General features: G+C 55.1%; 28 protein-coding genes. All 28 read right to left on the bottom strand.

Annotated elements, in window-relative coordinates; all coding sequences use genetic code 11:
- Positions 1-48: 48 nt before the first annotated feature.
- The 28 genes from secY to rpoB all read right to left on the bottom strand — a co-directional run bounded on the left by secY (position 49) and on the right by rpoB (position 23746).
- Positions 49-1380, bottom strand: a complete 1332-nt coding sequence (gene secY / locus LG301_RS01030; protein WP_263066371.1) for a preprotein translocase subunit SecY — start codon at positions 1378-1380, stop codon at positions 49-51.
- A complete protein-coding gene (gene rplO / locus LG301_RS01025) occupies positions 1381-1815 on the bottom strand; it encodes a 50S ribosomal protein L15 (protein ID WP_263066372.1) in 435 nt (144 codons plus the stop codon).
- A 3-nt stretch (positions 1816-1818) separates the two neighbouring features.
- The gene (rpmD, locus tag LG301_RS01020) at positions 1819-2001 is read right to left on the bottom strand and encodes a 50S ribosomal protein L30 (RefSeq protein ID WP_087108933.1); all 183 of its coding nucleotides are present in this window, start codon (positions 1999-2001) and stop codon (positions 1819-1821) included.
- Between the two features lie 6 nt (positions 2002-2007).
- On the bottom strand, positions 2008-2508 hold the full coding sequence (gene rpsE, locus LG301_RS01015) for a 30S ribosomal protein S5 (RefSeq protein WP_078089853.1): 501 nt from the start codon (positions 2506-2508) through the stop codon (positions 2008-2010).
- Positions 2509-2519: 11 nt separating this feature from the next.
- Positions 2520-2870 carry a 50S ribosomal protein L18 gene (rplR, locus tag LG301_RS01010; RefSeq protein WP_008959159.1) on the bottom strand — a complete coding sequence of 117 codons (351 nt, stop codon included), beginning with the start codon at positions 2868-2870 and terminating at the stop codon, positions 2520-2522.
- Between the two features lie 9 nt (positions 2871-2879).
- On the bottom strand, positions 2880-3410 hold the full coding sequence (gene rplF / locus LG301_RS01005; protein WP_009723891.1) for a 50S ribosomal protein L6: 531 nt from the start codon (positions 3408-3410) through the stop codon (positions 2880-2882).
- A 9-nt stretch (positions 3411-3419) separates the two neighbouring features.
- A complete protein-coding gene (gene rpsH / locus LG301_RS01000; protein ID WP_404472643.1) occupies positions 3420-3812 on the bottom strand; it encodes a 30S ribosomal protein S8 in 393 nt (130 codons plus the stop codon).
- A gap of 32 nt (positions 3813-3844) precedes the next feature.
- A complete protein-coding gene (gene rpsN, locus LG301_RS00995; RefSeq protein ID WP_009099007.1) occupies positions 3845-4150 on the bottom strand; it encodes a 30S ribosomal protein S14 in 306 nt (101 codons plus the stop codon).
- Between the two features lie 10 nt (positions 4151-4160).
- A complete protein-coding gene (gene rplE, locus LG301_RS00990) occupies positions 4161-4700 on the bottom strand; it encodes a 50S ribosomal protein L5 (RefSeq protein ID WP_009099005.1) in 540 nt (179 codons plus the stop codon).
- 18 nt (positions 4701-4718) lie between these two features.
- Positions 4719-5033 carry a 50S ribosomal protein L24 gene (gene rplX, locus LG301_RS00985; protein ID WP_007111996.1) on the bottom strand — a complete coding sequence of 105 codons (315 nt, stop codon included), beginning with the start codon at positions 5031-5033 and terminating at the stop codon, positions 4719-4721.
- A 14-nt stretch (positions 5034-5047) separates the two neighbouring features.
- The gene (gene rplN, locus LG301_RS00980; RefSeq protein WP_009723896.1) at positions 5048-5419 is read right to left on the bottom strand and encodes a 50S ribosomal protein L14; all 372 of its coding nucleotides are present in this window, start codon (positions 5417-5419) and stop codon (positions 5048-5050) included.
- Positions 5420-5469: 50 nt separating this feature from the next.
- Positions 5470-5730, bottom strand: coding sequence for a 30S ribosomal protein S17 (gene rpsQ / locus LG301_RS00975; protein WP_009099001.1), 261 nt, complete (start codon positions 5728-5730; stop codon positions 5470-5472).
- Position 5731: 1 nt separating this feature from the next.
- Positions 5732-5923, bottom strand: a complete 192-nt coding sequence (gene rpmC, locus LG301_RS00970; protein ID WP_009098999.1) for a 50S ribosomal protein L29 — start codon at positions 5921-5923, stop codon at positions 5732-5734.
- Entirely contained in the window at positions 5923-6336 is a 414-nt protein-coding gene (gene rplP / locus LG301_RS00965; RefSeq protein WP_007112000.1) for a 50S ribosomal protein L16, read from the bottom strand. Before rplP ends, rpmC begins: the two co-directional genes overlap by 1 nt.
- A 15-nt stretch (positions 6337-6351) precedes the next feature.
- A complete protein-coding gene (gene rpsC, locus LG301_RS00960) occupies positions 6352-7056 on the bottom strand; it encodes a 30S ribosomal protein S3 (RefSeq protein WP_263066376.1) in 705 nt (234 codons plus the stop codon).
- 11 nt (positions 7057-7067) lie between these two features.
- A complete protein-coding gene (gene rplV / locus LG301_RS00955; RefSeq protein WP_009098995.1) occupies positions 7068-7400 on the bottom strand; it encodes a 50S ribosomal protein L22 in 333 nt (110 codons plus the stop codon).
- A gap of 18 nt (positions 7401-7418) precedes the next feature.
- The gene (gene rpsS / locus LG301_RS00950; protein WP_027337511.1) at positions 7419-7694 is read right to left on the bottom strand and encodes a 30S ribosomal protein S19; all 276 of its coding nucleotides are present in this window, start codon (positions 7692-7694) and stop codon (positions 7419-7421) included.
- Between the two features lie 33 nt (positions 7695-7727).
- A complete protein-coding gene (gene rplB / locus LG301_RS00945) occupies positions 7728-8558 on the bottom strand; it encodes a 50S ribosomal protein L2 (protein WP_263066377.1) in 831 nt (276 codons plus the stop codon).
- A 17-nt stretch (positions 8559-8575) separates the two neighbouring features.
- Positions 8576-8872: a 50S ribosomal protein L23 gene (gene rplW / locus LG301_RS00940; RefSeq protein WP_009098989.1), complete on the bottom strand. Its 297-nt coding sequence runs from the start codon at positions 8870-8872 to the stop codon at positions 8576-8578.
- Positions 8869-9474, bottom strand: a complete 606-nt coding sequence (gene rplD / locus LG301_RS00935; RefSeq protein WP_263066378.1) for a 50S ribosomal protein L4 — start codon at positions 9472-9474, stop codon at positions 8869-8871. Before rplD ends, rplW begins: the two co-directional genes overlap by 4 nt.
- Positions 9475-9489: 15 nt before the next feature.
- Positions 9490-10128, bottom strand: coding sequence for a 50S ribosomal protein L3 (rplC, locus tag LG301_RS00930; RefSeq protein ID WP_404472637.1), 639 nt, complete (start codon positions 10126-10128; stop codon positions 9490-9492).
- Positions 10129-10277: 149 nt separating this feature from the next.
- A complete protein-coding gene (gene rpsJ / locus LG301_RS00925; protein ID WP_009098983.1) occupies positions 10278-10589 on the bottom strand; it encodes a 30S ribosomal protein S10 in 312 nt (103 codons plus the stop codon).
- 160 nt (positions 10590-10749) lie between these two features.
- Positions 10750-11943 (bottom strand): elongation factor Tu, encoded by a 1194-nt coding sequence (gene tuf, locus LG301_RS00920; RefSeq protein ID WP_263066380.1) that lies wholly within the window; start codon positions 11941-11943, stop codon positions 10750-10752.
- A 29-nt stretch (positions 11944-11972) separates the two neighbouring features.
- Positions 11973-14096 (bottom strand): elongation factor G, encoded by a 2124-nt coding sequence (gene fusA, locus LG301_RS00915; protein ID WP_404472634.1) that lies wholly within the window; start codon positions 14094-14096, stop codon positions 11973-11975.
- A 162-nt stretch (positions 14097-14258) separates the two neighbouring features.
- Positions 14259-14729 carry a 30S ribosomal protein S7 gene (gene rpsG / locus LG301_RS00910; RefSeq protein WP_009098975.1) on the bottom strand — a complete coding sequence of 157 codons (471 nt, stop codon included), beginning with the start codon at positions 14727-14729 and terminating at the stop codon, positions 14259-14261.
- Between the two features lie 144 nt (positions 14730-14873).
- Positions 14874-15248 (bottom strand): 30S ribosomal protein S12, encoded by a 375-nt coding sequence (gene rpsL / locus LG301_RS00905; RefSeq protein ID WP_009098973.1) that lies wholly within the window; start codon positions 15246-15248, stop codon positions 14874-14876.
- A gap of 196 nt (positions 15249-15444) precedes the next feature.
- Entirely contained in the window at positions 15445-19659 is a 4215-nt protein-coding gene (gene rpoC, locus LG301_RS00900; RefSeq protein WP_404472632.1) for a DNA-directed RNA polymerase subunit beta', read from the bottom strand.
- A gap of 10 nt (positions 19660-19669) precedes the next feature.
- Complete coding sequence (rpoB, locus tag LG301_RS00895; protein ID WP_404472630.1) at positions 19670-23746, bottom strand: DNA-directed RNA polymerase subunit beta; 4077 nt, start codon at positions 23744-23746, stop codon at positions 19670-19672.
- Positions 23747-23803 lie beyond the last annotated feature (57 nt).

The following is a 23803-nucleotide window of genomic DNA, read 5'->3' as shown; positions in this document are numbered from 1 at the left end:
TCTTTCTCCAAAAACGGCTCGCGGCACGCCAATCAGTAAGGCGACGCCTTAGCGCATTATGCCGCCGCTACCGTAGCCTTTCAGGTTGGACTTCTTCATCACCGAGTCATATTGATGCGACATGAGATGCGACTGCACCTGAGCCATGAAGTCCATGATGACCACAACTACAATCAGTAACGATGTTCCGCCAAAGAAAAATGGCACATTCCACGCTACGATCAAGAACTGAGGCATCAAGGAAACCGCAGTGATATACAAGGCACCGAACAAAGTAAGACGAGTCATTACTTTATCGATATAGCGAGCGGTCTGCTCGCCGGGGCGAATGCCCGGCAGGAAGGCGCCTGACTTTTTAAGATTGTCAGCCACATCCTTGGGATTGAAGACCAGCGCTGTGTAAAAGAAGCAGAAGAATACCACTGCCGCCGCGAAAAGCAAGATGTAAAGCGGTTGGCCAGGGCCTAACGCTTGTGATGCACGCTGTAACCACTCCATCCCTTCACCAGCACCCACCCACTGACCGATTGACGCCGGAAAGAGGAGAATACTAGAAGCAAAAATTGCCGGAATAACACCGGCCATATTCACTTTCAGGGGCAGGTAGCTACTTTGGCCTGCATACATCTTATTGCCCACCTGACGCCGTGGATAATTCACTTTCAAGCGACGTTGGCCGCGCTCAATGAATACCACAAACGCTACGGTCGCAATACCTAGCACTGACAGCGCTAACAGCGGGAGAACATTCCAGGCCCCTTCGTTGCGAGCAAGTTCAAACGCTTGCCCCACGGCACTGGGCAGCCCAGCGACGATCCCCGCGAAGATCAGCAGCGAAATACCGTTGCCGATGCCCTTCTCGGTGATCTGCTCACCTAGCCACATCATAAACACTGCGCCCGACACAAACGTGACGATAGCGGTGAAATAGAAGCTGAAGTCAGCGCTGTACGCGATGCCTTGGCTAGCCAGGCCGACGGACATGCCGGTAGCCTGGACAAATGCCAGTATCACCGTGCCGTAGCGGGTGTACTGGCTGATCTTGCGGCGGCCAGCCTCGCCCTCTTTCTTGAGCTGTTCAAGATGAGGGGAGACCGCGGTCATGAGCTGCATGATAATCGACGCCGAAATATAAGGCATAATGCCCAAGGCGAGGACGCTCATGCGCTCCAGGGCGCCACCAGAGAACATGTTAAACATGCCCAAGATGGTGCCCTGTTGCTCCCTAAACAAGGCAGCAAGCTGGTCAGGATTGATACCGGGAACGGGAATGTGGGCACCAATACGGTACACCACGATGGCGAGGAGCACGAAGCGCAAACGCGCCCACAGTTCACTCAGACCGCTGCCCATCGCCGGCATATTTCCTGACTTGGCCATTTAGTCCTCTACCTTGCCGCCGGCGGCTTCGATCGCTTCACGGGCACCTTTGGTGACCTTGATTCCACGAACGGTAACCGCCTTTTTCAGTTCGCCGGAAAGGATGATCTTCGCATGAAGCGTTGCATCCTTTAGCACGTTGGCTTGCTTTAATGTTTCCATAGTGACTTCGTCACCGGCAACTTTAGCAAGTTCAGCCAGACGTACTTCTTCAGATACCATTGATTTAGCGGACGTAAAGCCAAACTTCGGCAAACGGCGCTGCAACGGCATCTGACCGCCTTCGAAACCAGGCTTGACGCTGCCGCCACTGCGTGATTTCTGGCCTTTGTGGCCACGGCCACCGGTCTTACCAAGACCGGAACCGATACCACGACCAACGCGCTTCTCAGCGTGTTTGGAGCCCGGTGCCGGACTCAGGGTATTGAGTTTCATGGATTACTCTCCCTCAACGCGCACAAGGTAATTAACCTTGTGAATCATGCCGCGTACGGCAGGGGTGTCTTCCAGTTCAACCGAGTGACCGATGCGACGCAAACCCAGGCCCTTCATAGTAGCCTTGTGCTTGGGCAAAACGCCGATGGTGCTGCGGATCTGGGTAACCTTGATCGTTGCTGCCATGGTGCCTTACCCCGTGATCGCTTCGACAGACAGACCGCGCTTAGCGGCGATGTCTTCCGGTGCTTGCATGGCGGAGAGACCTTTGACAGTCGCTCGAACCACGTTAACCGGGTTGGTGGAACCGTAGCACTTGGCCAGTACATCGTGGACACCAGCAAGCTCTAGTACAGAGCGCATAGCACCACCAGCGATGATTCCGGTACCTTCAGAAGCCGGCTGCATGTAAACCTTAGAAGCACCGTGACGGGCTTTCACCGGATACTGCAGCGTGTGGCCAGCAAGGTTGACCTTGACCATGTTGCGACGAGCTTGATCCATCGCTTTCTGAATCGCGACCGGCACTTCACGCGCCTTGCCACGACCAAAACCGACACGACCTTTACCATCACCAACGACGGTCAGTGCGGTGAAGCCGAAAATACGACCACCCTTGACCACCTTGGCGACGCGGTTGACCTGCACTAACTTCTCTTGCAGATCACCGCTTTGCTGTTCGTTCTTCGCCATCGTAAAACCCTTTAGAATTCCAGGCCGCCTTCACGAGCGGCGTCGGCCAGAGCCTTAACGCGACCGTGATACTTAAAGCCAGCACGATCGAAGGCCACCTGGGTGATGCCTGCTTCTTTAGCGCGTTCGGCAATCAGCGCACCGACCTTAGAGGCCGCGTCTGAATTACCGGTCGCACCCTCACGCAGTGCTTTGTCCAGCGTAGATGCGCTGGCCAACACTTTGCCACCATCCGGCGAGATAATCTGCGCATAGATGTGACGCGGGGTACGGTTGACGCACAGGCGATACACGCCCAGCTCGCGGATCTTGGCGCGAGCGCGGCGGGCACGACGGAGACGAGATTCTTTCTTCGCGTTCATAACCCTGCCTTACTTCTTCTTGGCTTCTTTGCGACGCACCTGCTCGTCGGCGTACCGTACACCTTTGCCTTTATACGGCTCTGGCGGACGGAAGGCGCGGATTTCCGCGGCGCACTGGCCGAGCATCTGCTTGTCCGCGCTTTTCAGCACGATCACGGTGTTTTTCGGCGTTTCCGCTGAGACACCCTTAGGCAGTTCATAGTCGACCGGGTGCGAGAAGCCCAGTGAAAGATTGAGCGTCTGGCCCTTAGCTTGGGCACGATAACCGACGCCTACAATTTCGAGAGTTTTTGTGAAACCCTCAGATACGCCCGTTACCAGGTTCTGAACCAAGGCGCGGGTAGTACCGGCCATTGCCCAGCTCTTGGCAGACTCACTCGGGGCGAAGGTCAGCTGGCCATCTTCTTGACCAATCACCACATCCTGGTGAATGGTCATAGATAGCGTGCCTTGGCCGCCTTTGGCGGTCAGCTGACCAGCGTCGATTTTAATCTCGACACCGGCAGGCACTTTAACCGGATATTTCGCTATGCGGGACATTCCAGCCTCCTAGAATACGGTGCAGATGACTTCGCCACCGACGCCTGCTTGGCGCGCGGCACGATCGGTCATGACACCATTAGAGGTGGTGACAATCGCGATACCCAGACCATCGGCGACCTTAGGCAGGTTGTCCTTGCCCTTGTACTGGCGCAGAGACGGCTTGGAAACCCGCTGAATGTGCTCAATTACCGGCTTACCCTCAAAATATTTGAGCGTAATGGTAAGCTCGGGCTTAACGCCTTCAGCCACCGTAAAGTCGGCAATGTAGCCTTCTTGCTTTAGCACTCGGGCCACTTCAACTTTCAGCTTGGAGGACGGCATGGTAGCCGTCTCCTTGGTGGCCATCTGCGCATTGCGGATACGGGTAAACATATCCGCCAGAGTGTCTTGCATGCTCATTTAATGTGCGCTCCTGATGATTCTACGTGGCGTTACCAGCTGGACTTTTTCAGACCAGGGACGTCGCCACGCATGGCGGCTTCACGCAGCTTGTTACGGCCGAGGCCGAACTTGTTGTAAAAACCGTGCGGACGGCCAGTCACGCGGCAGCGGTTACGCTGACGCACCGGGCTTGAGTCGCGCGGCAGTTGCTGCAGCTTCAGCGTCGCCTCGAAACGATCTTCTTCAGAAGCGTTCACGTCCGAGATGATTTTCTTGAGCTCTGCGCGCTTAGCCGCATACTTCTCGACTAGCTGAGTACGCTTGAGCTCGCGCTCTATCATACTTTTCTTAGCCATGATCCAACCCTTATTTCTTGAACGGGAAGTTCAGCGCCGCTAGCAGCGCACGACCTTCCTCGTCGGTGTTGGCGGTAGTAGTGATAGTGACGTCCAGCCCCCGAACGCGATCGATCTTATCATACTCGATCTCCGGGAAGATGATCTGCTCACGCACACCCATAGAGTAATTGCCGCGACCGTCGAAGGACTTCGGGTTGAGACCACGGAAGTCACGCACGCGGGGAATCGCGATGTAAACCAAGCGGTCTAGGAAGTCCCACATACGCTCAGCGCGCAGTGTTACTTTAATACCGATCGGCCAACCTTCGCGCACCTTGAAGCCCGCGATGGACTTGCGTGCCTTGGTCACCAGCGGCTTTTGACCGGAGAGCTTCTCCATGTCGCCGATGGCATTGTCGATCAGTTTTTTATCGCTGACCGCTTCGCCGATACCCATGTTCAGAGTCACTTTCGTGATCCGGGGTACCTGCATTACGTTGGCGTAGCTGAACTGCTCTTTGAGCTGCGCTACTACCTCGTTTTGATAACGTTCTTTCAAGTTCGCCATTGTGCTACCCGACTCGCGTTAGGCGTCGATCTGCGTCTGCGTCGACTTGTAGATACGTACCTTGGTACCGTCTTCCTTAACTTGGAAGCCGACGCGATCCGCCTTACCGGTCTCCGAATTGAAGATCGCTACGTTGGACGCGTGAATCGGAGCCTCACGCTCGACGATACCGCCCTGATTACCCGCCATGGGATTTGGCTTGGTGTGACGCTTAATCATGTTCACACCGGACACCAAGAAACGGTTTTCTAATACCCGCTTAACGGTGCCACGCTTGCCTTTATCCTTCCCGGCGATGACGATGACTTCATCGTCACGTTTGATCTTTTGCATATCCGCCTCGCTCCTTACAGCACTTCAGGCGCTAGGGAAATGATCTTCATAAACTTCTCGTTACGAAGTTCACGAGTAACCGGCCCGAAGATACGCGTGCCGATCGGCTGTTCGTTGGTATTATTCAACAAAACTGCCGCATTTCCATCGAAACGGATCAGCGAACCGTCACTACGACGGACGCCACTACGGGTCCGAACAACGACCGCTTTCAGTACTTGGCCTTTTTTGACCTTACCGCGCGGAATCGCTTCTTTCACCGTTACTTTAATGACATCACCAACGCGGGCGTAGCGACGGTGTGAACCGCCTAGCACCTTGATGCATTGCACCCGGCGCGCTCCGCTGTTGTCGGCGACATCCAGCATTGTCTGAGTCTGAATCATCGGTTTTCTCCAAACCTAATCTGACTGCACTGGTTGGACAGACCTAGGGATTAACCCTTGGCCTGCTCGACCACCTCGACCAGCGTCCAGGCTTTCTTCTTGGAAAGCGGACGGCACTCCTGAATGGAAACCGTATCGCCTGCCTTAGCCTGGTTCGCCTCATCATGGGCGTGCAGCTTGGTGGAGCGCTTAACGTATTTTCCGTAGATCGGGTGACGCTCACGACGCTCGATCATAACGACGATGGATTTATCCATCTTGTCGCTCACCACCTTGCCGGTGAGCGTACGTGCTTTCTTTTCTTCGGCCATCTCAATCACCTGCCTTCTCGTTGAGCATAGTCTTCACGCGGGCGATATCCCGACGGACCTGCTTGAGCAGATGAGTCTGGCTCAGTTGGCCAGTGGCCTTCTGCATGCGCAGGTTGAACTGCTCGCGGAGGAGCTCGAGGAGCTGCTCTTGGAGCTCTCCTACGGACTTTTCACGAATTTCCTGGGCTTTCATCACATCACCGTCCGTTTTGCAAAGGTGGTGGACAGGGGCATCTTTTGGGCGGCCAGCTCAAATGCTTCACGGGCCAGCTCTTCGGATACACCTTCAATTTCATACAGGACCCGACCCGGTTGGATCTGGGCTACCCAGTACTCAACAGAACCTTTACCTTTACCCATACGAACTTCGAGCGGTTTTTTGGAAATCGGCTTATCAGGGAAGACGCGGATCCAAATCTTACCGCCACGCTTAACGTGACGTGTGATCGCACGACGGCCGGCTTCGATCTGGCGCGCAGTGATGCGGCCACGACCGGTTGCTTTGAGACCGTACTCCCCGAAGCTGATCTTGCTTCCGCGATGTGCTAGGCCACGGTTGCGGCCTTTCATCATCTTACGGAATTTCATACGCTTGGGCTGTAACATCGACTCGCTCTCCCCTTACCTGGAACCTTTCTTCTTGGGCGCGTTGCCGGCAGGCTGTTGTTGCTTAGCCTTGGCACGAACTTCCTCGATACCGCCGAGGATTTCACCCTTGAAGATCCACACTTTGACGCCGATAACGCCGTAGGTGGTGTGAGCTTCGTAAGTGGCGTAGTCGATATCCGCACGCAACGTGTGCAACGGAACGCGACCTTCGCGGTACCATTCGGTACGTGCGATTTCAGCACCACCCAGACGACCTGACAGCTGAATCTTGATGCCGCCAGCGCCAAGACGCATTGCGTTCTGTACCGCGCGCTTCATAGCACGACGGAACATGACGCGACGCTCAAGCTGGCCCGCTACGTTAGCAGCAACTAGCTTGGCATCCAGCTCCGGCTTGCGAACTTCTTCAATGTTCACATGAACCGGAACACCCATCATCTCGGCGAGATCACGACGCAGACGGTCGACATCTTCACCTTTCTTACCAATCACGATACCCGGACGGGCAGTGTGAATGGTGATGCGGGCATTATTTGCCGGACGCTCGATGTGAATGCGGCTTACGGAAGCGTTTTTCAGACGCTCTTCCAGGAAGCTGCGCACTTCGAGATCGTTATTGAGCTTATCGGCATAGGCGCCGCGCTCGGCATACCAGACAGAAGCATGGTCTTTGACGATGCCCAGTCGAATGCCTGTTGGATTGACTTTCTGACCCATCTGGTCGACTCCTACTTCTCGGCTACCTTGACGGTGATGTGACAGGTGCGCTTCAAGATACGATCCGCACGCCCTTTGGCACGCGGCTTGATACGCTTGAGCGTCATGCCCTCATCGACGCAGATGGTCGAGACACGCAGCTCGTCGATATCCATGCCGTTATTTTCTTCCGCGTTTGCAATGGCGGACTGCAGCACTTTTTTGACCAATTGAGCAGCCTTCTTCGGTGAGAAGGTCAGCAGGTCGAGTGCTTCGGCGACCGGTTTACCGCGCACCTGGTCAGCCACCAAACGGGCCTTCTGGGCGGATAAACGAGCGCCACGCAGCTTAGCTGTGACTTCCATCTCTCAATCCTCTCTGGCTTACCGTTTGGCTTTCTTGTCCGCCACATGCCCGCGATATGTACGGGTAGCAGCGAATTCGCCCAATTTGTGACCAACCATTTCCTCGGAAACATGCACCGGGACGTGTTGGCGACCATTATGGACCGCGATAGTGAGGCCTACCATGTTTGGCAGGATCATCGAACGACGCGACCAAGTCTTGATCGGTTTGCGATCGTTCTTCTCCACTGCAGCCTCTACCTTCTTCAAAAGATGAAGGTCAATGAAGGGACCTTTCTTTAGTGAACGTGGCACAGCCGTTACCTCTTAATGTCTTGGCAATTTAGATTAACGCGTCTTATTACGACGACGAATAATCAGCTTGTCGGTGCGCTTGTTCTTACGCGTCTTATAACCCTTAGTCGGCACACCCCATGGGGTAACCGGGTTACGACCACCACTGGTGCGGCCTTCGCCACCACCGTGCGGGTGATCGACTGGGTTCATCGCGACACCGCGAACAGTCGGACGCACGCCTCTCCAGCGCTTCGCACCGGCCTTGCCAAGTTGACGCAGGCTGTGCTCAGAGTTGCTCACCTCACCCAAGGTCGCGCGGCACTCAGCCAACACTTTACGCATTTCACCAGAGCGAAGACGTAGTGTGGCGTAGTTACCTTCACGAGCAACCAGCTGGGCGCTTGTACCGGCACTGCGTGCAATTTGCGCGCCTTTACCCGGCTTCAGTTCGATACCGTGAACGGTAGAACCAAGCGGGATATTACGCAGCGGCAATGCATTGCCTTTTTTAATGGGCGCGTTAACACCAGATTCCAGCACGTCACCCGCGCTGACACCTTTCGGTGCAATGATGTAACGACGCTCGCCATCGGCGTACTTCAACAGTGCAATGTGTGCACTGCGGTTCGGATCGTGCTCCAGACGCTCAACAGTGGCAGGAACGCCATCTTTGGTGCGTTTGAAGTCGATCAACCGATAGTGATGACGGTGACCACCGCCCACGTGGCGGGTGGTGATGCGACCGTTATTATTACGGCCACCGGACTTGGACTGCTTTTCCAAAAGCGGTGCATAAGCACGGCCTTTGAACAGTTCCTCACCAACGATCTTAACGACGTGGCGACGACCGGCGGATGTGGGTTTGGTCTTGACGATTGCCATTATCCGTACTCCTGCCCTTATTCGGCGCCAGAGAAGTCTTCGAGCGTTTCACCCGCAGCCAGGGTCACATACGCTTTGCGGTAACCCTTACGCAGGCCAACGCCGTGAGCAGTACGCTTGGTTTTACCCTTGACGTTCAACACCTGAACGCCACCGACCTTCTTGCCGAACAGTGCTTCAACGGCCTTCTTGATCTCGGGCTTGGTAGCATCAGATGCCACCTTGAAAACGTACTGGTTACGCTCTGCTGCCATCGCGGCCTTTTCGGTCACGTGCGGTCCAAGCAGAACCTTGAATACGCGTTCCTGGTTCATGCCAGCTTCTCCTCGAATTTACGCAGGGCGGAGACGGTAACCAGAACCTTATCAAAGGCTACCAGGCTTACCGGATCAGCTGCCGCGACATCCACCACGTCAACGTGGGGAAGGTTGCGTGCGGCCAAATAGAGCTTTTCGTCCATGTCTTCAGTGACGATCAACACTTTCTCAAGGTTGAGCTCTTTCAGCTTGGCAGCGACCTGCTTGGTCTTCGGCGCTTCTACGCTGAACTCTTCAACAGCGACTAAGCGCTCTTGACGAATCAGTTCGGACAGGATGGAACGCATCGCCGCGCGGTACATTTTGCGGTTAACTTTCTGCGAGTGGTCCTGAGGACGCGCTGCGAAAGTTACGCCGCCGCTGCGCCATAGCGGGGAGCGAATGGTACCGGCACGTGCACGACCGGTGCCCTTCTGACGCCATGGCTTCTTACCACCACCACGTACGTCGGAACGGTTCTTTTGAGCGCGAGTACCTTGACGACCACCAGCCAAATAGGCAGTGACGACCTGGTGAACCAGCGCTTCGTTGAATTCTTTGCCAAAAGTGGCGTCGGCTACTTCAACGGTACCCGTGCCTGCAGCAAGATTCAGATTCATTGGTAATTATCCCCTTCAGCCAGCTTTCACGGCGCTGCGAACGATAACATCGCTACCGGTCGCGCCCGGAACAGCACCTTTGATCAGCAGCAGGTTACGCTCGGCGTCGACACGGACGATCTCAAGGCTCTGTACGGTGCAGCGGGCGTTACCCATCTGACCGGCCATTTTTTTGCCTTTAAATACGCGACCCGGTGTCTGACACATGCCGATAGAACCCGGCGCGCGGTGCGACAAGGAATTACCATGCGTCATGTCTTGGGTACGGAAGTTCCAGCGCTTAACAGCACCCTGGAAGCCTTTACCCTTAGAGGTGCCGGTCACGTCGATCATTTGACCAGCTTCGAAGAGGGATACGGTGAGTTCGCCACCCACTTCAGGAACTTCTTCGCCTTCTGCAAGACGGAACTCCATCAGCGAACGACCAGCCTCAACACCCGCCTTGGCAAACTGACCCGCTTGCGCTTTGGTGAGGTGCTTGGCTTTACGAGAACCTGTTGTCACCTGAACCGCTGCATAACCGTCAGACTCAAGGGTCTTAACGCGTGTCACACGGTTAGGATCAACTTCAATAACGGTCACGGGCACAGAAGCGCCGTCTTCGGTAAAGACACGGGTCATCCCGGCCTTTTTACCGACTAAACCGATAGTCATACTCAGTCTCCTATAGTGTACGGGGCTATCACCCGCTATGGCTGCCCTTTCCAGAGCATTCCACTAGCACATTGTGTGGCGCCTCACGGCGCGGCGGCTGCTGCTCACAATTATTGGGTGAGCGCTGGGCCGCGAAGTGACTAGTGTAATTAGTCGAGCTTGATTTGCACGTCTACGCCAGCGGCGAGGTCGAGCTTCATCAGCGCATCAACAGTTTTTTCAGTTGGCTCAACAATGTCGAGCACACGCTTGTGAGTACGAATCTCATACTGATCACGCGCATCTTTATTGACGTGCGGTGAAATCAGGATGGTATAGCGCTCGCGGTTGGTCGGCAGCGGGATGGGACCACGAACCTGAGCACCAGTACGCTTAGCGGTTTCAACGATTTCCGCTGTGGACTGATCAATCAGGCGATGGTCGAACGCTTTCAACCGAATGCGAATCTTTTGGTTCTGCATTTGCCCTAAACTCCAATGGATGTCGACGGCGCGAGCCGTCTACCCACGCATTCAAAGGATGCGCATTATAGGCACGCCAAAAGCCCATGTCAAACATTTGCTATTGGTGCGCAGAAAAGGGGGCTCGCAAGAGCCCCCTTGATCAACCAATCAAGCAAGCTTACTTGATGATTTTTGCAACAACGCCAGCACCAACGGTACGACCACCTTCGCGAATAGCGAAGCGCAGACCGTCGTCCATAGCGATCGGAGCGATCAGGGTAACAACCATTTTCACGTTGTCGCCCGGCATAACCATCTCAACGCCTTCCGGCAGTTCACACGTACCGGTTACGTCGGTGGTACGGAAGTAGAACTGAGGACGGTAGCCCTTGAAGAAAGGCGTGTGACGACCACCTTCTTCTTTGGACAGTACGTAAACTTCTGCTTCAAACGTGGTGTGCGGGTTGATGGTGCCCGGCTTGGCCAGTACCTGACCACGCTCGACGTCATCACGCTTAGTACCACGCAGCAGGGCGCCAACGTTCTCACCCGCACGACCTTCGTCGAGCAGCTTACGGAACATTTCAACACCGGTAACGATGGTTTTAGTGGTGTCGCGGATACCCACGATTTCCACTTCTTCACCGGCTTTAACGATGCCGCGCTCTACACGACCGGTAACAACAGTACCGCGGCCAGAGATAGAGAACACGTCTTCGATCGGCATCAGGAACGGCTGGTCGATAGCGCGCTCCGGCTCAGGAATGTACTCGTCCAGAGCTTTAATCAGGTTAGCTACCGCAGTAGTACCCATGCCGTTCTCGTCTTCACCGTTCAGCGCCATCAGGGCAGAACCAGTGATGATCGGCGTGTCGTCACCCGGGAAGTCATACTCGTCGAGAAGTTCGCGAACTTCCATTTCGACCAGCTCAAGCAGCTCTTCGTCATCGACCATGTCCGCTTTGTTCAGGAACACAACGATGAACGGAACGCCAACCTGACGAGACAGCAGGATGTGCTCGCGGGTTTGCGGCATCGGGCCGTCAGCGGCAGAACATACCAGGATTGCGCCGTCCATCTGCGCAGCACCGGTGATCATGTTCTTGACGTAGTCAGCGTGTCCTGGGCAGTCAACGTGCGCGTAGTGGCGCTCTTCAGACTGGTACTCAACGTGAGACGTTGCGATAGTAATACCGCGCTCACGCTCTTCAGGAGCGTTGTCAATGGTGTCGAACTCGCGCCAGTCACCGCCGAATACTTCGGCAGATACGCGGGTCAGGGCCGCTGTCAGAGTCGTTTTACCGTGGTCGACGTGACCAATGGTGCCGACGTTGACGTGCGGTTTGGAACGTTCAAATTTTTCCTTAGCCACTGCTATAACCTCTTTACGTTAGCTAACGGTTAACCGTTTTGGTTGATGACGGCTTCTACGACGCTGGAGGGCGCCTCGTCGTACTTCGCGAACTCCATAGAGTAGCTCGCACGGCCCTGGGACTGAGAGCGCAGATCGGTTGCATAACCGAACATCTCACCCAGCGGCACCGTTGCGCGGATGACTTTACCAGAAGAAGAGTCATCCATGCCCTGCACCAGACCGCGACGACGGTTCAGGTCACCCATGACGTCACCCATAAACTCTTCGGGGGTCACGACCTCGACCTTCATCACCGGTTCCAGCAGCACGGCCTTGGCCTTCCTGGCACCTTCTTTAACCGCCATGGAAGAAGCAATCTTAAACGCAGTCTCGTTTGAGTCCACATCATGGTAAGAGCCATCGTACAGCGTGACCTTAACGTCGATCATCGGGTAACCGGCGATGACGCCATTTTTCAGCTGCTCGTAGGCCCCTTTTTCTACAGCCGGGATGTACTCCTTAGGAACCACACCACCGACGATTTCATTGACGAACTTGAAGAAGATTTCGTCATCGCCTTCGCCCTTCTCTTCCGCAGTCAGCGGCTCGATACGCAGGTGCACATGACCGTATTGACCACGACCACCGGACTGACGTACGAACTTACCTTCTTGCTCGACGCTGCCACGAATCGTTTCGCGATAGGCTACTTGCGGCTTACCAATATTGGCTTCGACCTTGAACTCGCGACGCATGCGGTCAACGATAATGTCCAGGTGCAGTTCACCCATACCGGAAATAATGGTCTGCCCGGTCTCTTCGTCGGTCTTCACCTGGAAAGAGGGATCTTCCTGGGCCAGTTTGCCCAGAGCAATACCCATCTTCTCCTGATCAGCCTTGGATTTCGGCTCTACGGCAACCGAAATAACCGGATCCGGGAACTCCATACGCTCCAGGACGATTTTGTTGTCGATGTCACACAGGGTGTCACCGGTGGTAACGTCCTTCAGACCGATACAAGCCGCGATATCACCCGCCAGTACCTCTTTGATCTCTTCGCGAGAGTTGGCGTGCATCTGAACGATACGGCCAACGCGCTCTTTCTTCTGCTTGACGGAGTTATAAACGCCATCACCAGATTTCAGAACGCCCGAGTAAACACGGATGAACGTCAGAGTACCAACGAAGGGGTCGGTGGCAATTTTAAACGCCAGCGCCGCAAACGGTGCACTGTCATCCGCTACGCGGGTAGCGATGGTGCCATCTTTATCGTCCAGCTCACCTTCAATTGCCTTCACTTCTGTTGGTGAAGGCATATATTCAATGACACCGTCCAATACCGCTTGAACACCCTTGTTCTTAAACGCCGAACCACAGGTAACTAAAACAATCTCGTTAGCTAGTGTGCGTGCGCGCAAACCTGCTTTGATTTCTTCAATGGTCAGCTCCCCACCTTCGAGGTACTTATCCATTAATTCATCAGAACCTTCAGCGGCGGCTTCGACCATCTGCTCACGGTACTCTTCTGCTGTTTCTTGCAACTCAGCAGGAATATCAACAAGCTCATAATTCATACCCAGACTTTCTTCGTCCCAAAGGATCGCTTTCATCTGGATAAGATCAATAACGCCTTTAAAGTCCTCTTCCGTACCCCAGTTAATCTGGATCGGTACAGCGTTAGCACCCAGGCGCTCTTTAAGCTGATTAACTACCATAAAGAAGTCTGCGCCGGTACGGTCCATCTTATTGACGAACACCATGCGCGGAACTTCGTACTTATTAGCCTGACGCCATACGGTTTCTGTCTGCGGCTGGACACCGGACGAACCGCACAGCACAACAACCGCACCATCCAGAACACGCAGAGAACGCTCAACTTCGATAGTAAAGTCAACGTGCCCAGGCGTATCAATGATGTTGACACGATGCTCAGGGAACTGCTTATCCATACCCTGCCAGAAACAGGTAGTTGCAGCTGAGGTGATTGTAATACCACGCTCCTGCTCCTGCTCCATCCAGTCCATGGTTGCCGCACCGTCGTGTACTTCGCCCACTTTATGAGAAAGGCCGGTGTAGAACAGTACACGCTCAGTCGTCGTGGTTTTACCCGCGTCAACGTGAGCGACGATACCGATATTACGATAGCGATTTAGTGGAGTCTTGCGTGCCACGGTGAAACTCCCGTTAGTTGGCGATGCTCGTTAATCAAGCGGTGTAGTTTTCTGACACCACCGCCATCAACAACGATGGCGACAGTACGTTTAAGAGGCGCGACAAAATGTGCTAGCGCAGCCCAACCGGTAGAAAAATACACAAACCTATAAACGCCGAGCTTAGAAGCGATAGTGAGAGAAGGCCTTGTTGGCTTCTGCCATGCGGTGCACGTCTTCACGCTTCTTAACAGCAGAGCCTTTACCTTCAGCGGCATCCAGCATTTCACCTGCCAGGCGCTGAACCATCGTTTTTTCACCGCGACGACGCGCTGCGTCAACCAACCAGCGCATTGCAAGCGCTTGGCGGCGTGACGGACGAACTTCAACCGGCACCTGATAGGTCGCACCACCTACGCGGCGCGACTTCACTTCGACCATCGGCTGGATGGTTTCCAGCGCTTTGTCGAAGATTTCCAGCGGCTCTTCATTACTACGCTCGGCAACCTTGTCCAACGCACCATACACAATGCGCTCAGCTATGGACTTCTTGCCGCTGACCATCAGGTGGTTCATGAACTTCGCCAGACGCTCACTTCCGAACTTAGGATCCGGCAGGATTTCGCGTTTAGCTACAACTCTTCTTCTAGGCATGATAAGCCCTCAATTAAGGATCCTTCAGGTAAACCCGGAACTCAAACACTTAAAAGTGCTGCCCGACCTTACTCTTATCAGACCGTCATATTCGTATAAAAGGTAACAACAAAAACGCACAGGTGCGCTACGAACCAGGACGCCTTAGGACTTCGGACGCTTGGTACCGTACTTAGAACGACCCTGCTTACGGTTCTGAACGCCAGAGGTGTCAAGGGCGCCACGAACGGTGTGATAACGCACACCTGGCAAATCCTTTACACGACCGCCGCGGATCAGAACAACAGAGTGCTCCTGGAGGTTGTGACCTTCACCACCGATGTAAGAAGAGACTTCGAAACCGTTGGTAAGGCGCACACGGCAAACCTTACGCAGGGCCGAGTTCGGCTTCTTCGGGGTGGTGGTGTAAACGCGCGTACAAACGCCGCGCTTTTGCGGGCACGCTTGAAGCGCAGGCACGTCACTCTTAGTGACGGGGCGCTTGCGCGGCTTGCGCACTAGCTGATTAATCGTTGCCATGGTGTTTAGCTGACTCCAATGGTTGCCTTAGCCTTTAACAAGTACTAGCAGCAGGTGCGGGCGCACCCGCCCCACTGTTAAAGGCTGCGCATTCTAAAGGCTGACCCTAGGTGCCGTCAAGTCTTGCTGGCAGATTCGCCAGCTAGACCGTGCCATTTGGGTCAGCCACTCGTTGTAGCTCGCTGCCTACCGGTGATTACAGATCGTCGTCTGAATCAAGGGCGGTCAACTGAGCACCAAGCTCCTGCTCTACCTCGGTGGCCGAGGGGTTGAACAGACGCTCTACGTCTTCGCGTTTGCGGCGACGCTCTGCGTGGTGAGTCAGGCCGGTACCTGCCGGAATCAGACGCCCAACCACCACGTTTTCTTTCAGGCCACGCAGGTAATCGCGCTTGCCGGTTACCGCTGCTTCGGTCAGTACGCGGGTCGTTTCCTGGAACGACGCGGCGGAAATGAACGATTCAGTGGCCAAGCTGGCCTTAGTGATACCCAGCAGCAAGCGTTGATACTTGGCCGGGAATTTGCCTTCTTTTTCAAGCCGTGCGTTCTGCTCAAGCACACGCACCAGCTCAGCTTGATCGCCAGTGATAAAGTCAGAGTCGCCGGAATCCGTGATCTCTACCTTACGCAGCATCTGGCGAACAATGACTTCGATGTGCTTATCGTTGATGCCTACACCCTGCAGACGATAAACGTCCTGCACTTCGGCAGTGATGTATTTAGCCAGTTCCGCGACACCCAGCAGACGTAGTATATCGTGGGGGTTGCTCGGGCCATCGGAAATGACTTCACCCTTCTCAACCGCTTCACCTTCGAAGACGGCGATTTGACGCCATTTCGGGATCAGCGCTTCAAACGGATCGCCAGATTCCGGTGTAATCGTCAAACGACGCTTACCCTTGGTCTCTTTACCAAAGCTCACCACACCGCTGATTTCTGCCAAGATAGACGACTCTTTTGGCTTACGCGCCTCAAACAAGTCGGCAACCCGCGGCAGACCACCGGTAATATCTTTGTTAGCCGATGCCTCTACCGGAATACGAGCGACCACTTCACCCACGCCGATGGTCGCACCGTCGTCAACAGAGATAATCGAGTTACCCGGCAACAGGTACTGTACCGGCGTATTGGAACCGGACACAGAGACATACTCGCCGGCCGCGTCCTTCAGCATCACCATGGGGCGCTTGTCGCGTCCCGCCATTGGGCGTGCTGCGGCTTCAATCACCTCAATAGATGAAAGGCCGGTCATCTCATCGACGGTGCGGTGCATGGTGACACCTTCGTCAAGATCGATGAACTGCGCCTTACCTTCTACCTCGGCAATAACCGGGTGAGTGTGCGGATCCCATTTTGCCACTATCGCACCGGCATCAACGACATCACCGTCGCGAACAGAAAGCTCTGCACCGTAGGGCAGCTTATAGTATTCGCGCTCACGACCGTGGTCATCAGCGACCGCCAGCGCACTGGAACGCGACACGACAACTAGCTTGCCGTCAGCACGTTCAACGTGCTTGATGTTGTGCAGGCGCACTTTACCGCCGTGCTTCACTTGAACGCTGTCGACTGCTGAAGAACGCGATGCCGCACCACCAATGTGGAACGTACGCATGGTCAGCTGGGTGCCCGGCTCACCGATTGACTGAGCGGCAATAACACCCACCGATTCACCGATATTCACCTGGTGACCACGCGCTAGATCGCGACCATAACAGGAGGAACACACGCCGTGGGCGGTCTCACACGTAATGGTTGAGCGAACGATAATTTCGTCGACGCCCATGGTATCCAGCTCGGCGCACCATTTCTCATCCAACAGGGTACCGCGCGGAATCAAAATATCGTCATTGCGGGGGTCCACAACGTCGATGGCAACCACACGGCCCAGTACACGCTGAGACAGCGGCACGATGATGTCGCCACCCTCGATAATTGGGTGCAGCGTCAAGCCTTTCTCGGTGCCACAGTCGGTCTCGGTGATCACCAAGTCCTGCGCTACGTCAACCAGACGGCGGGTTAGATAACCGGAGTTAGCCGTTTTAAGGGCCGTATCTGCCAGACCTTTACGCGCACCGTGGGTCGAGATGAAGTACTGCAGTACGTTCAGACCTTCACGGAAGTTGGCGACGATCGGCGTTTCGATGATCGAGCCATCCGGCTTGGCCATCAGACCACGCATACCTGCCAACTGGCGGATCTGGGCGGCAGAGCCACGAGCACCAGAGTCGGCCATGATAAAGACGCTGTTGAACGAGTCTTGCTCAACTTCGTTGCCTTCACGATCAATGACGGTCTCTTTAGAGATACCTACCATCATCGCCTTGGCAACTTTATCGTTGGCCTTGGACCAGATATCGATAACCTTGTTGTACTTCTCGCCAGCGGTTACTAGGCCAGAAGAGAACTGGTCTTCGATCTCTTTAACTTCGGCTTCTGCAGCGTCGACGATTTCGGTTTTCGCATCGGGGATAACGAAATCGTTAACACCGATAGAGGCACCCGACCACGTTGCTAAGCGGAAACCGGTATACATCAGCTGGTCAGCGAAGATGACGGTCGGCTTCAGGCCGGCACGACGGTAAACTTCGTTGATCAGGCTGGAGATCGCCTTCTTCTTCATCGGCTGGTCGATCAGCTCAAACGGCACGCCTTCCGGCAGAATGCGGAACAGCAGCGCACGACCGACGGTGGTGTCGTAAATACGGCGATGGAAACTGCGCTCGCCGGTCTCTTCTTCAATATCGATCTCATCTAGACGCACTTTGACTCGGGCGTGCAGCGACACAGACTGCGTACCAAACGCGCGCTCTACCTCATTGAGGTCAGAGAACACCATGCCTTCGCCTTTGGCGTTGATCTTTTCGCGGGTCATGTAGTACAGACCCAGAACAACGTCTTGCGACGGTACGATAATCGGCTCGCCGTTAGCGGGCGACAGCACGTTGTTGGTCGCCATCATCAGCGCACGGGCTTCAAGCTGGGCTTCCAGGGTAAGCGGTACGTGTACCGCCATCTGGTCACCGTCGAAGTCGGCGTTGTAAGCGGCACATACCAGCGGGTGCAGCTGGATCGCCTTACCTTCAATCAGCAGCGGCTCAAACGCCTGGATGCCCAAACGGTGCAGCGTCGGCGCACGGTTAAGCAGTACCGGGTGTTCGCGGATAACGTCGGCCAGGATGTCCCACACTTCCGGCAGTTCGCGCTCAACCATCTTCTTCGCCGCTTTAATCGTGGACGCATGGCCCAGCGACTGCAGCTTGGAGTAGATGAACGGCTTGAACAGCTCAAGCGCCATTTTCTTCGGCAGACCACACTGGTGCAGACGCAGCGTCGGGCCCACGGTAATGACTGAACGGCCTGAGTAGTCTACGCGCTTACCGAGCAGGTTCTGACGGAAACGACCCTGCTTACCTTTGATCATATCGGCAAGCGATTTCAGCGGGCGCTTGTTAGAGCCGGTAATCGCACGACCACGGCGGCCGTTATCCAGCAGCGCGTCGACCGCTTCCTGGAGCATCCGCTTCTCGTTACGCACGATAATATCCGGCGCGTTAAGATCCAGCAGTCGCTTCAGACGGTTGTTGCGGTTGATCACACGACGGTAAAGGTCGTTAAGATCGGAGGTCGCAAAGCGGCCGCCGTCCAGCGGTACCAGCGGCCGCAGATCCGGCGGCAGCACGGGCAGCACTTCCATGACCATCCACGCCGGCGCATTGCCGGAGTGGTAGAACGCTTCCAGCAGCTTCAAGCGCTTAGACAGTTTCTTGATCTTGGTTTCAGAGTTGGTTTGCGGAATCTCTTCACGCAGGTGGTTAATCTCTTCTTCCAGATCAATGTCTTTGAGCAATTCTTGAACGGCTTCGGCACCCATACGGGCGTCGAAATCATCGCCGAACTCTTCTAGCGCTTCGAAGTACTGCTCGTCGTTCAACAGCTGACCACGCTCCAGCGTGGTCATGCCTGGGTCGATAACGACAAAGCTTTCGAAGTAGAGCACGCGCTCGATATCACGCAGGGTCATATCGAGGAACATGCCGATACGCGACGGCAGTGATTTCAGGAACCAAATGTGAGCGACCGGCGATGCCAGCTCAATATGACCCATGCGCTCGCGGCGCACAGCGGCCTTGGTGACTTCAACGCCACACTTCTCACAGATGATACCGCGGTGCTTCATGCGCTTATATTTGCCGCACAAGCACTCGTAGTCTTTGACCGGGCCAAAAATCTTGGCGCAGAACAGACCATCCCGTTCCGGTTTAAAGGTACGGTAGTTGATGGTCTCGGGCTTCTTCACCTCGCCAAATGACCAGGAGCGAATCATGTCCGGCGACGCCAGAGTAATCTTGATCGCGTCAAACTCTTCGGACTGAGATTGCGATTTGAGTACTTTCACCAAATCTTTCATGGAACGGCTCCTAGCTCTCTAACTCGATATCGATGCCCAGCGAGCGGATTTCCTTCACGAGTACGTTGAAGGATTCCGGCATGCCTGCCTGCATGGTGTGGTCGCCATCCACGATGTTTTTATACATCTTGGTGCGGCCTTCAACGTCGTCCGACTTGACAGTGAGCATCTCTTGCAGCGTATAGGCTGCACCGTAGGCTTCTAGCGCCCACACTTCCATCTCACCAAAGCGCTGACCACCGAACTGCGCCTTACCACCCAAGGGCTGCTGAGTGACCAGCGAGTAAGAGCCAGTAGAACGCGCGTGCATCTTGTCGTCTACCAAGTGGTTAAGCTTCAGCATGTACATGTAGCCAACGGTGACGGGGCGGTCAAACGCATCGCCCGTACGGCCGTCGTACAGCGCCATTTGGCCCGACTCGGGGATGTCCGCAAGCTTCAACAAGTGCTTGATCTCGTGCTCTTTGGCACCGTCAAACACCGGCGTGGCCATCGGCACACCGCCCTTGAGGTTCTTCGCCAGCGCAATGACTTCATCATCGCTAAGCGAATCAATATCCTCAACACGACTACCCGGCGTATTGTAGATCTGGCCCAGGAAGTCACGGATCTCAGCCACCTGCTGGCCACGAGCATCACGCAGCATCGCTTCGATCTTCATGCCTAAACCACGTGCCGCCATACCCAGGTGGGTTTCCAGGATCTGACCCACGTTCATACGTGACGGTACGCCCAGCGGGTTAAGCACCACGTCGACCGGCTCGCCTTTTTCATCAAACGGCATGTCTTCAATCGGCATGATGGCCGAGATAACACCTTTGTTACCGTGACGACCGGCCATCTTGTCGCCGGGCTGAATGCGACGCTTGACCGCCATATAGACTTTGACAATTTTCAGCACGCCCGGCGCGAGGTCGTCGCCCTGGGTCAGCTTGCGCTTCTTGTCTTCGAAGCGCTCGTCCATCTCTTTACGACGGTTCTCAAGCTGTTCGTCGGCCTGGGCCAGCAGCTCGTTATACGCCTCATCCTGCATGCGCAGCTTGAACCACTGCTGACGCGGCAGCTCGTCCAGGTACGCTTCGTCCAGCACGTCGCCTTTCTTAAGGTTCGGACCGCCGTTTACTGCCTGACCTTCCAGCGTACGCTTGAGACGCTCAAAGGTCGCGTCTTCGGCAATACGGTAGGTTTCTTGCAGATCCTTACGCACTTCGTCCAGCTGCATCTGCTCGATGGAAAGCGCGCGGGAGTCTTTCTCAACGCCGTCACGAGTAAACACCTGAACGTCGATAACCGTACCTTTCATGCCCGTCGGGGCACGCAGGGAAGTATCTTTAACGTCAGACGCTTTCTCACCGAAGATGGCACGCAGCAGCTTCTCTTCTGGCGTCAGCTGGGTTTCGCCTTTGGGCGTTACCTTACCCACCAGAATGTCGCCCGGACCGACTTCGGCGCCGATGTAAACAACGCCCGCCTCGTCCAATTTACCCAGCGCGGATTCACCGACGTTGGGAATATCAGACGTAATCTCTTCCGGCCCTAGCTTGGTGTCGCGAGACACACAGGTCAGTTCCTGGATGTGGATCGTGGTGAAACGGTCTTCTTGAACAACCCGCTCAGAAAGCAGGATGGAGTCTTCGAAGTTGTAGCCGTTCCAGGGCATGAACGCGATGCGCATGTTCTGGCCAAGGGCCAAGTCACCCATATCAACAGACGGACCATCGGCAAGAATATCGCCGCGGGCTACGTTGTCACCAGGGCGCACGATGGGGCGCTGGTTCATACAGGTGTTCTGGTTAGAACGGGTGTATTTGGTCAGGTTGTAGATATCAACACCGGCTTCACCGCCGATGATTTCATCTTCGTGCACCCGAACAACGACACGACGCGCGTCAACAGAGTCGATCACGCCACCACGCGTTGCTACTGCACAAACGCCAGAGTCACGGGCGACGAAGCGCTCCATGCCGGTACCGACCAGCGGCTTATCAGCGCGCAGGGTGGGTACTGCCTGACGCTGCATGTTCGCACCCATCAAGGCGCGGTTAGCATCATCGTGCTCTAGGAACGGAATCAATGCGGCCGCCACCGATACTACCTGACGCGGAGATACGTCCATCAGCGTCACTTGCTCAGGACGCATAAAGGTCGTTTCGCCACGGTGGCGTACCTGTACCAGGTCATCGCTTAGCTTGTTGGACTCGTCAACTGCGGCAGACGCCTGGGCGATAACGAAGTCGCCCTCTTCAATCGCTGACAGATGAACGATATCGTCCGTCACCTGACCTGCATTCACCTTACGGTACGGCGTTTCCAGGAAACCGTAACTATTGGTGTGACTGTACGTTGCCAGCGAGTTAATCAGACCGATGTTCGGGCCTTCCGGTGTTTCGATCGGGCACAGGCGACCGTAGTGCGTGGCGTGAACGTCACGTACTTCGAAGCCGGCACGCTCACGGGTTAGACCACCCGGGCCGAGTGCAGAGACACGACGCTTGTGAGTCACCTCAGAAAGCGGGTTGTTCTGATCCATAAACTGTGAAAGCTGGCTGGAACCGAAGAACTCTTTCACCGCCGCCGCCACCGGCTTGGCGTTGATTAAGTCTTGGGGCATCAGGCCTTCGCTTTCCGCCATGGAAAGACGCTCTTTCACCGCGCGCTCAACGCGCACCAAGCCAACGCGGAACTGGTTTTCGGCCATTTCGCCAACGCAGCGAATGCGGCGGTTACCCAGGTGATCGATATCGTCCACGTCGCCGAAGCCGTTACGGATATTGATCAGCTCGCGCAGTACATCCAGGATGTCTTTGCGATCCAGAACGCCGGAGCCTGTGTCGGTATCACGACGCAGACGACGGTTGAACTTCATGCGGCCAACGCCCGACAGGTCGTAGCGGTCTTCACTGAAGAACAGGTTGTTGAACAGCGTCTCAGCAGCCTCTTTAGTGGGCGGCTCGCCGGGACGCATCATGCGGTAAATTTCCACCAAGGCTTCAAGCGCGGAGTTTGTTGCATCCAGCTTTAGCGTATCGGAAATAAACGAACCGCAGTCCAGGTCATTGGTATAGAGCGTCTCGATATCAGTGATACCGCCCTGCGCCATGCGCTCTAGGACTTCCGGGGTGATCTCGGTGTTGCACGGGCAGATCAATTCACCGGTTTTGGTATCAATCTGATCTTTTGCCAGCGTTTTACCGAACAGGTACTCCATCGGCACTTCCAGACGCTCAAGGCCGGCTTTTTCAAGCTGGCGAATGTGCTTCTGGGTAATCCGACGCCCCTCTTCAACAATAACTTCGCCTTCACCATCTTTGATGTCAAAGGTAGCGGTTTCACCCCGCAGGCGTGAGGGCACCAGCTCGACAAAGAAGCCGGTTTTCTCAATATGGAAAACGCTGGTTTCAAAGAATTCGCTAAGAATCTCTTCGGTGCTCATTCCCAACGCACGCATCAGTACCGAGGCCGGCAGTTTGCGGCGACGGTCAATACGTACAAAGACGTTGTCTTTGGGGTCGAACTCAAAGTCTAACCAGGAGCCACGGTAAGGAATAACCCGTGCAGAGTAGAGCAACTTACCAGAGGAGTGGCTCTTGCCTTTGTCATGATCGAAGAACACACCGGGCGAACGGTGGAGCTGGGAAACGATAACCCGCTCAGTACCGTTGATCACAAAGGTACCGTTCTCGGTCATCAGGGGGATTTCCCCCATGTAGACTTCCTGCTCTTTAATATCCTTGATTGCCTTGTTCGAGGAGTCGCGATCATAAATGATCAAGCGCACCTTGACGCGCAGCGGAGCGGAATAGGTCACGCCACGCAGCTGACACTCCTTCACATCGAACGCCGGCGTGCCAAAACGGTAGCTGACATATTCCAGCGCCGCATTGCCGGAGAAACTTTCAATCGGGAACACGGACTTAAATGCCGCGTGCAGGCCGATTTCGTGACGCTCGTCAGGCGAACGATCCTGCTGGAGAAAGTCGTAGTAGGAATCAAGCTGGATGGCCAGCAAGTAAGGCACATCCATCACTTGGGGCAGTTTGCCGAAATCCTTGCGGATGCGTTTTTTCTCAGTATATGAGTAAGCCATCTGTATTCCCCAGCTTGTTCACCATGGGTGACCGATGCGTGGTCATCTGCCCCGCGG

Source organism: Vreelandella venusta, from assembly GCF_044809155.1.
GTDB lineage: Bacteria > Pseudomonadota > Gammaproteobacteria > Pseudomonadales > Halomonadaceae > Vreelandella > Vreelandella venusta_B.
This window is presented reverse-complemented; position numbering and strand designations above follow the sequence as displayed.

What these genes read in the sequence shown, in the direction of transcription:
- secY (WP_263066371.1), bottom strand. Translation starts at nt 1,380, where the DNA reads ATGGCCAAGTCAGGAAATATGCCGGCGATGGGCAGCGGTCTGAGTGAA.
- rplO (WP_263066372.1), bottom strand. Translation starts at nt 1,815, where the DNA reads ATGAAACTCAATACCCTGAGTCCGGCACCGGGCTCCAAACACGCTGAG.
- rpmD (WP_087108933.1), bottom strand. Translation starts at nt 2,001, where the DNA reads ATGGCAGCAACGATCAAGGTTACCCAGATCCGCAGCACCATCGGCGTT.
- rpsE (WP_078089853.1), bottom strand. Translation starts at nt 2,508, where the DNA reads ATGGCGAAGAACGAACAGCAAAGCGGTGATCTGCAAGAGAAGTTAGTG.
- rplR (WP_008959159.1), bottom strand. Translation starts at nt 2,870, where the DNA reads ATGAACGCGAAGAAAGAATCTCGTCTCCGTCGTGCCCGCCGCGCTCGC.
- rplF (WP_009723891.1), bottom strand. Translation starts at nt 3,410, where the DNA reads ATGTCCCGCATAGCGAAATATCCGGTTAAAGTGCCTGCCGGTGTCGAG.
- rpsH (WP_404472643.1), bottom strand. Translation starts at nt 3,812, where the DNA reads ATGAGCATGCAAGACACTCTGGCGGATATGTTTACCCGTATCCGCAAT.
- rpsN (WP_009099007.1), bottom strand. Translation starts at nt 4,150, where the DNA reads ATGGCTAAGAAAAGTATGATAGAGCGCGAGCTCAAGCGTACTCAGCTA.
- rplE (WP_009099005.1), bottom strand. Translation starts at nt 4,700, where the DNA reads ATGGCGAACTTGAAAGAACGTTATCAAAACGAGGTAGTAGCGCAGCTC.
- rplX (WP_007111996.1), bottom strand. Translation starts at nt 5,033, where the DNA reads ATGCAAAAGATCAAACGTGACGATGAAGTCATCGTCATCGCCGGGAAG.
- rplN (WP_009723896.1), bottom strand. Translation starts at nt 5,419, where the DNA reads ATGATTCAGACTCAGACAATGCTGGATGTCGCCGACAACAGCGGAGCG.
- rpsQ (WP_009099001.1), bottom strand. Translation starts at nt 5,730, where the DNA reads ATGGCCGAAGAAAAGAAAGCACGTACGCTCACCGGCAAGGTGGTGAGC.
- rpmC (WP_009098999.1), bottom strand. Translation starts at nt 5,923, where the DNA reads ATGAAAGCCCAGGAAATTCGTGAAAAGTCCGTAGGAGAGCTCCAAGAG.
- rplP (WP_007112000.1), bottom strand. Translation starts at nt 6,336, where the DNA reads ATGTTACAGCCCAAGCGTATGAAATTCCGTAAGATGATGAAAGGCCGC.
- rpsC (WP_263066376.1), bottom strand. Translation starts at nt 7,056, where the DNA reads ATGGGTCAGAAAGTCAATCCAACAGGCATTCGACTGGGCATCGTCAAA.
- rplV (WP_009098995.1), bottom strand. Translation starts at nt 7,400, where the DNA reads ATGGAAGTCACAGCTAAGCTGCGTGGCGCTCGTTTATCCGCCCAGAAG.
- rplB (WP_263066377.1), bottom strand. Translation starts at nt 8,558, where the DNA reads ATGGCAATCGTCAAGACCAAACCCACATCCGCCGGTCGTCGCCACGTC.
- rplW (WP_009098989.1), bottom strand. Translation starts at nt 8,872, where the DNA reads ATGAACCAGGAACGCGTATTCAAGGTTCTGCTTGGACCGCACGTGACC.
- rplD (WP_263066378.1), bottom strand. Translation starts at nt 9,474, where the DNA reads ATGAATCTGAATCTTGCTGCAGGCACGGGTACCGTTGAAGTAGCCGAC.
- rplC (WP_404472637.1), bottom strand. Translation starts at nt 10,128, where the DNA reads ATGACTATCGGTTTAGTCGGTAAAAAGGCCGGGATGACCCGTGTCTTT.
- rpsJ (WP_009098983.1), bottom strand. Translation starts at nt 10,589, where the DNA reads ATGCAGAACCAAAAGATTCGCATTCGGTTGAAAGCGTTCGACCATCGC.
- rpsG (WP_009098975.1), bottom strand. Translation starts at nt 14,729, where the DNA reads ATGCCTAGAAGAAGAGTTGTAGCTAAACGCGAAATCCTGCCGGATCCT.
- rpsL (WP_009098973.1), bottom strand. Translation starts at nt 15,248, where the DNA reads ATGGCAACGATTAATCAGCTAGTGCGCAAGCCGCGCAAGCGCCCCGTC.
- rpoC (WP_404472632.1), bottom strand. Translation starts at nt 19,659, where the DNA reads ATGAAAGATTTGGTGAAAGTACTCAAATCGCAATCTCAGTCCGAAGAG.
- rpoB (WP_404472630.1), bottom strand. Translation starts at nt 23,746, where the DNA reads ATGGCTTACTCATATACTGAGAAAAAACGCATCCGCAAGGATTTCGGC.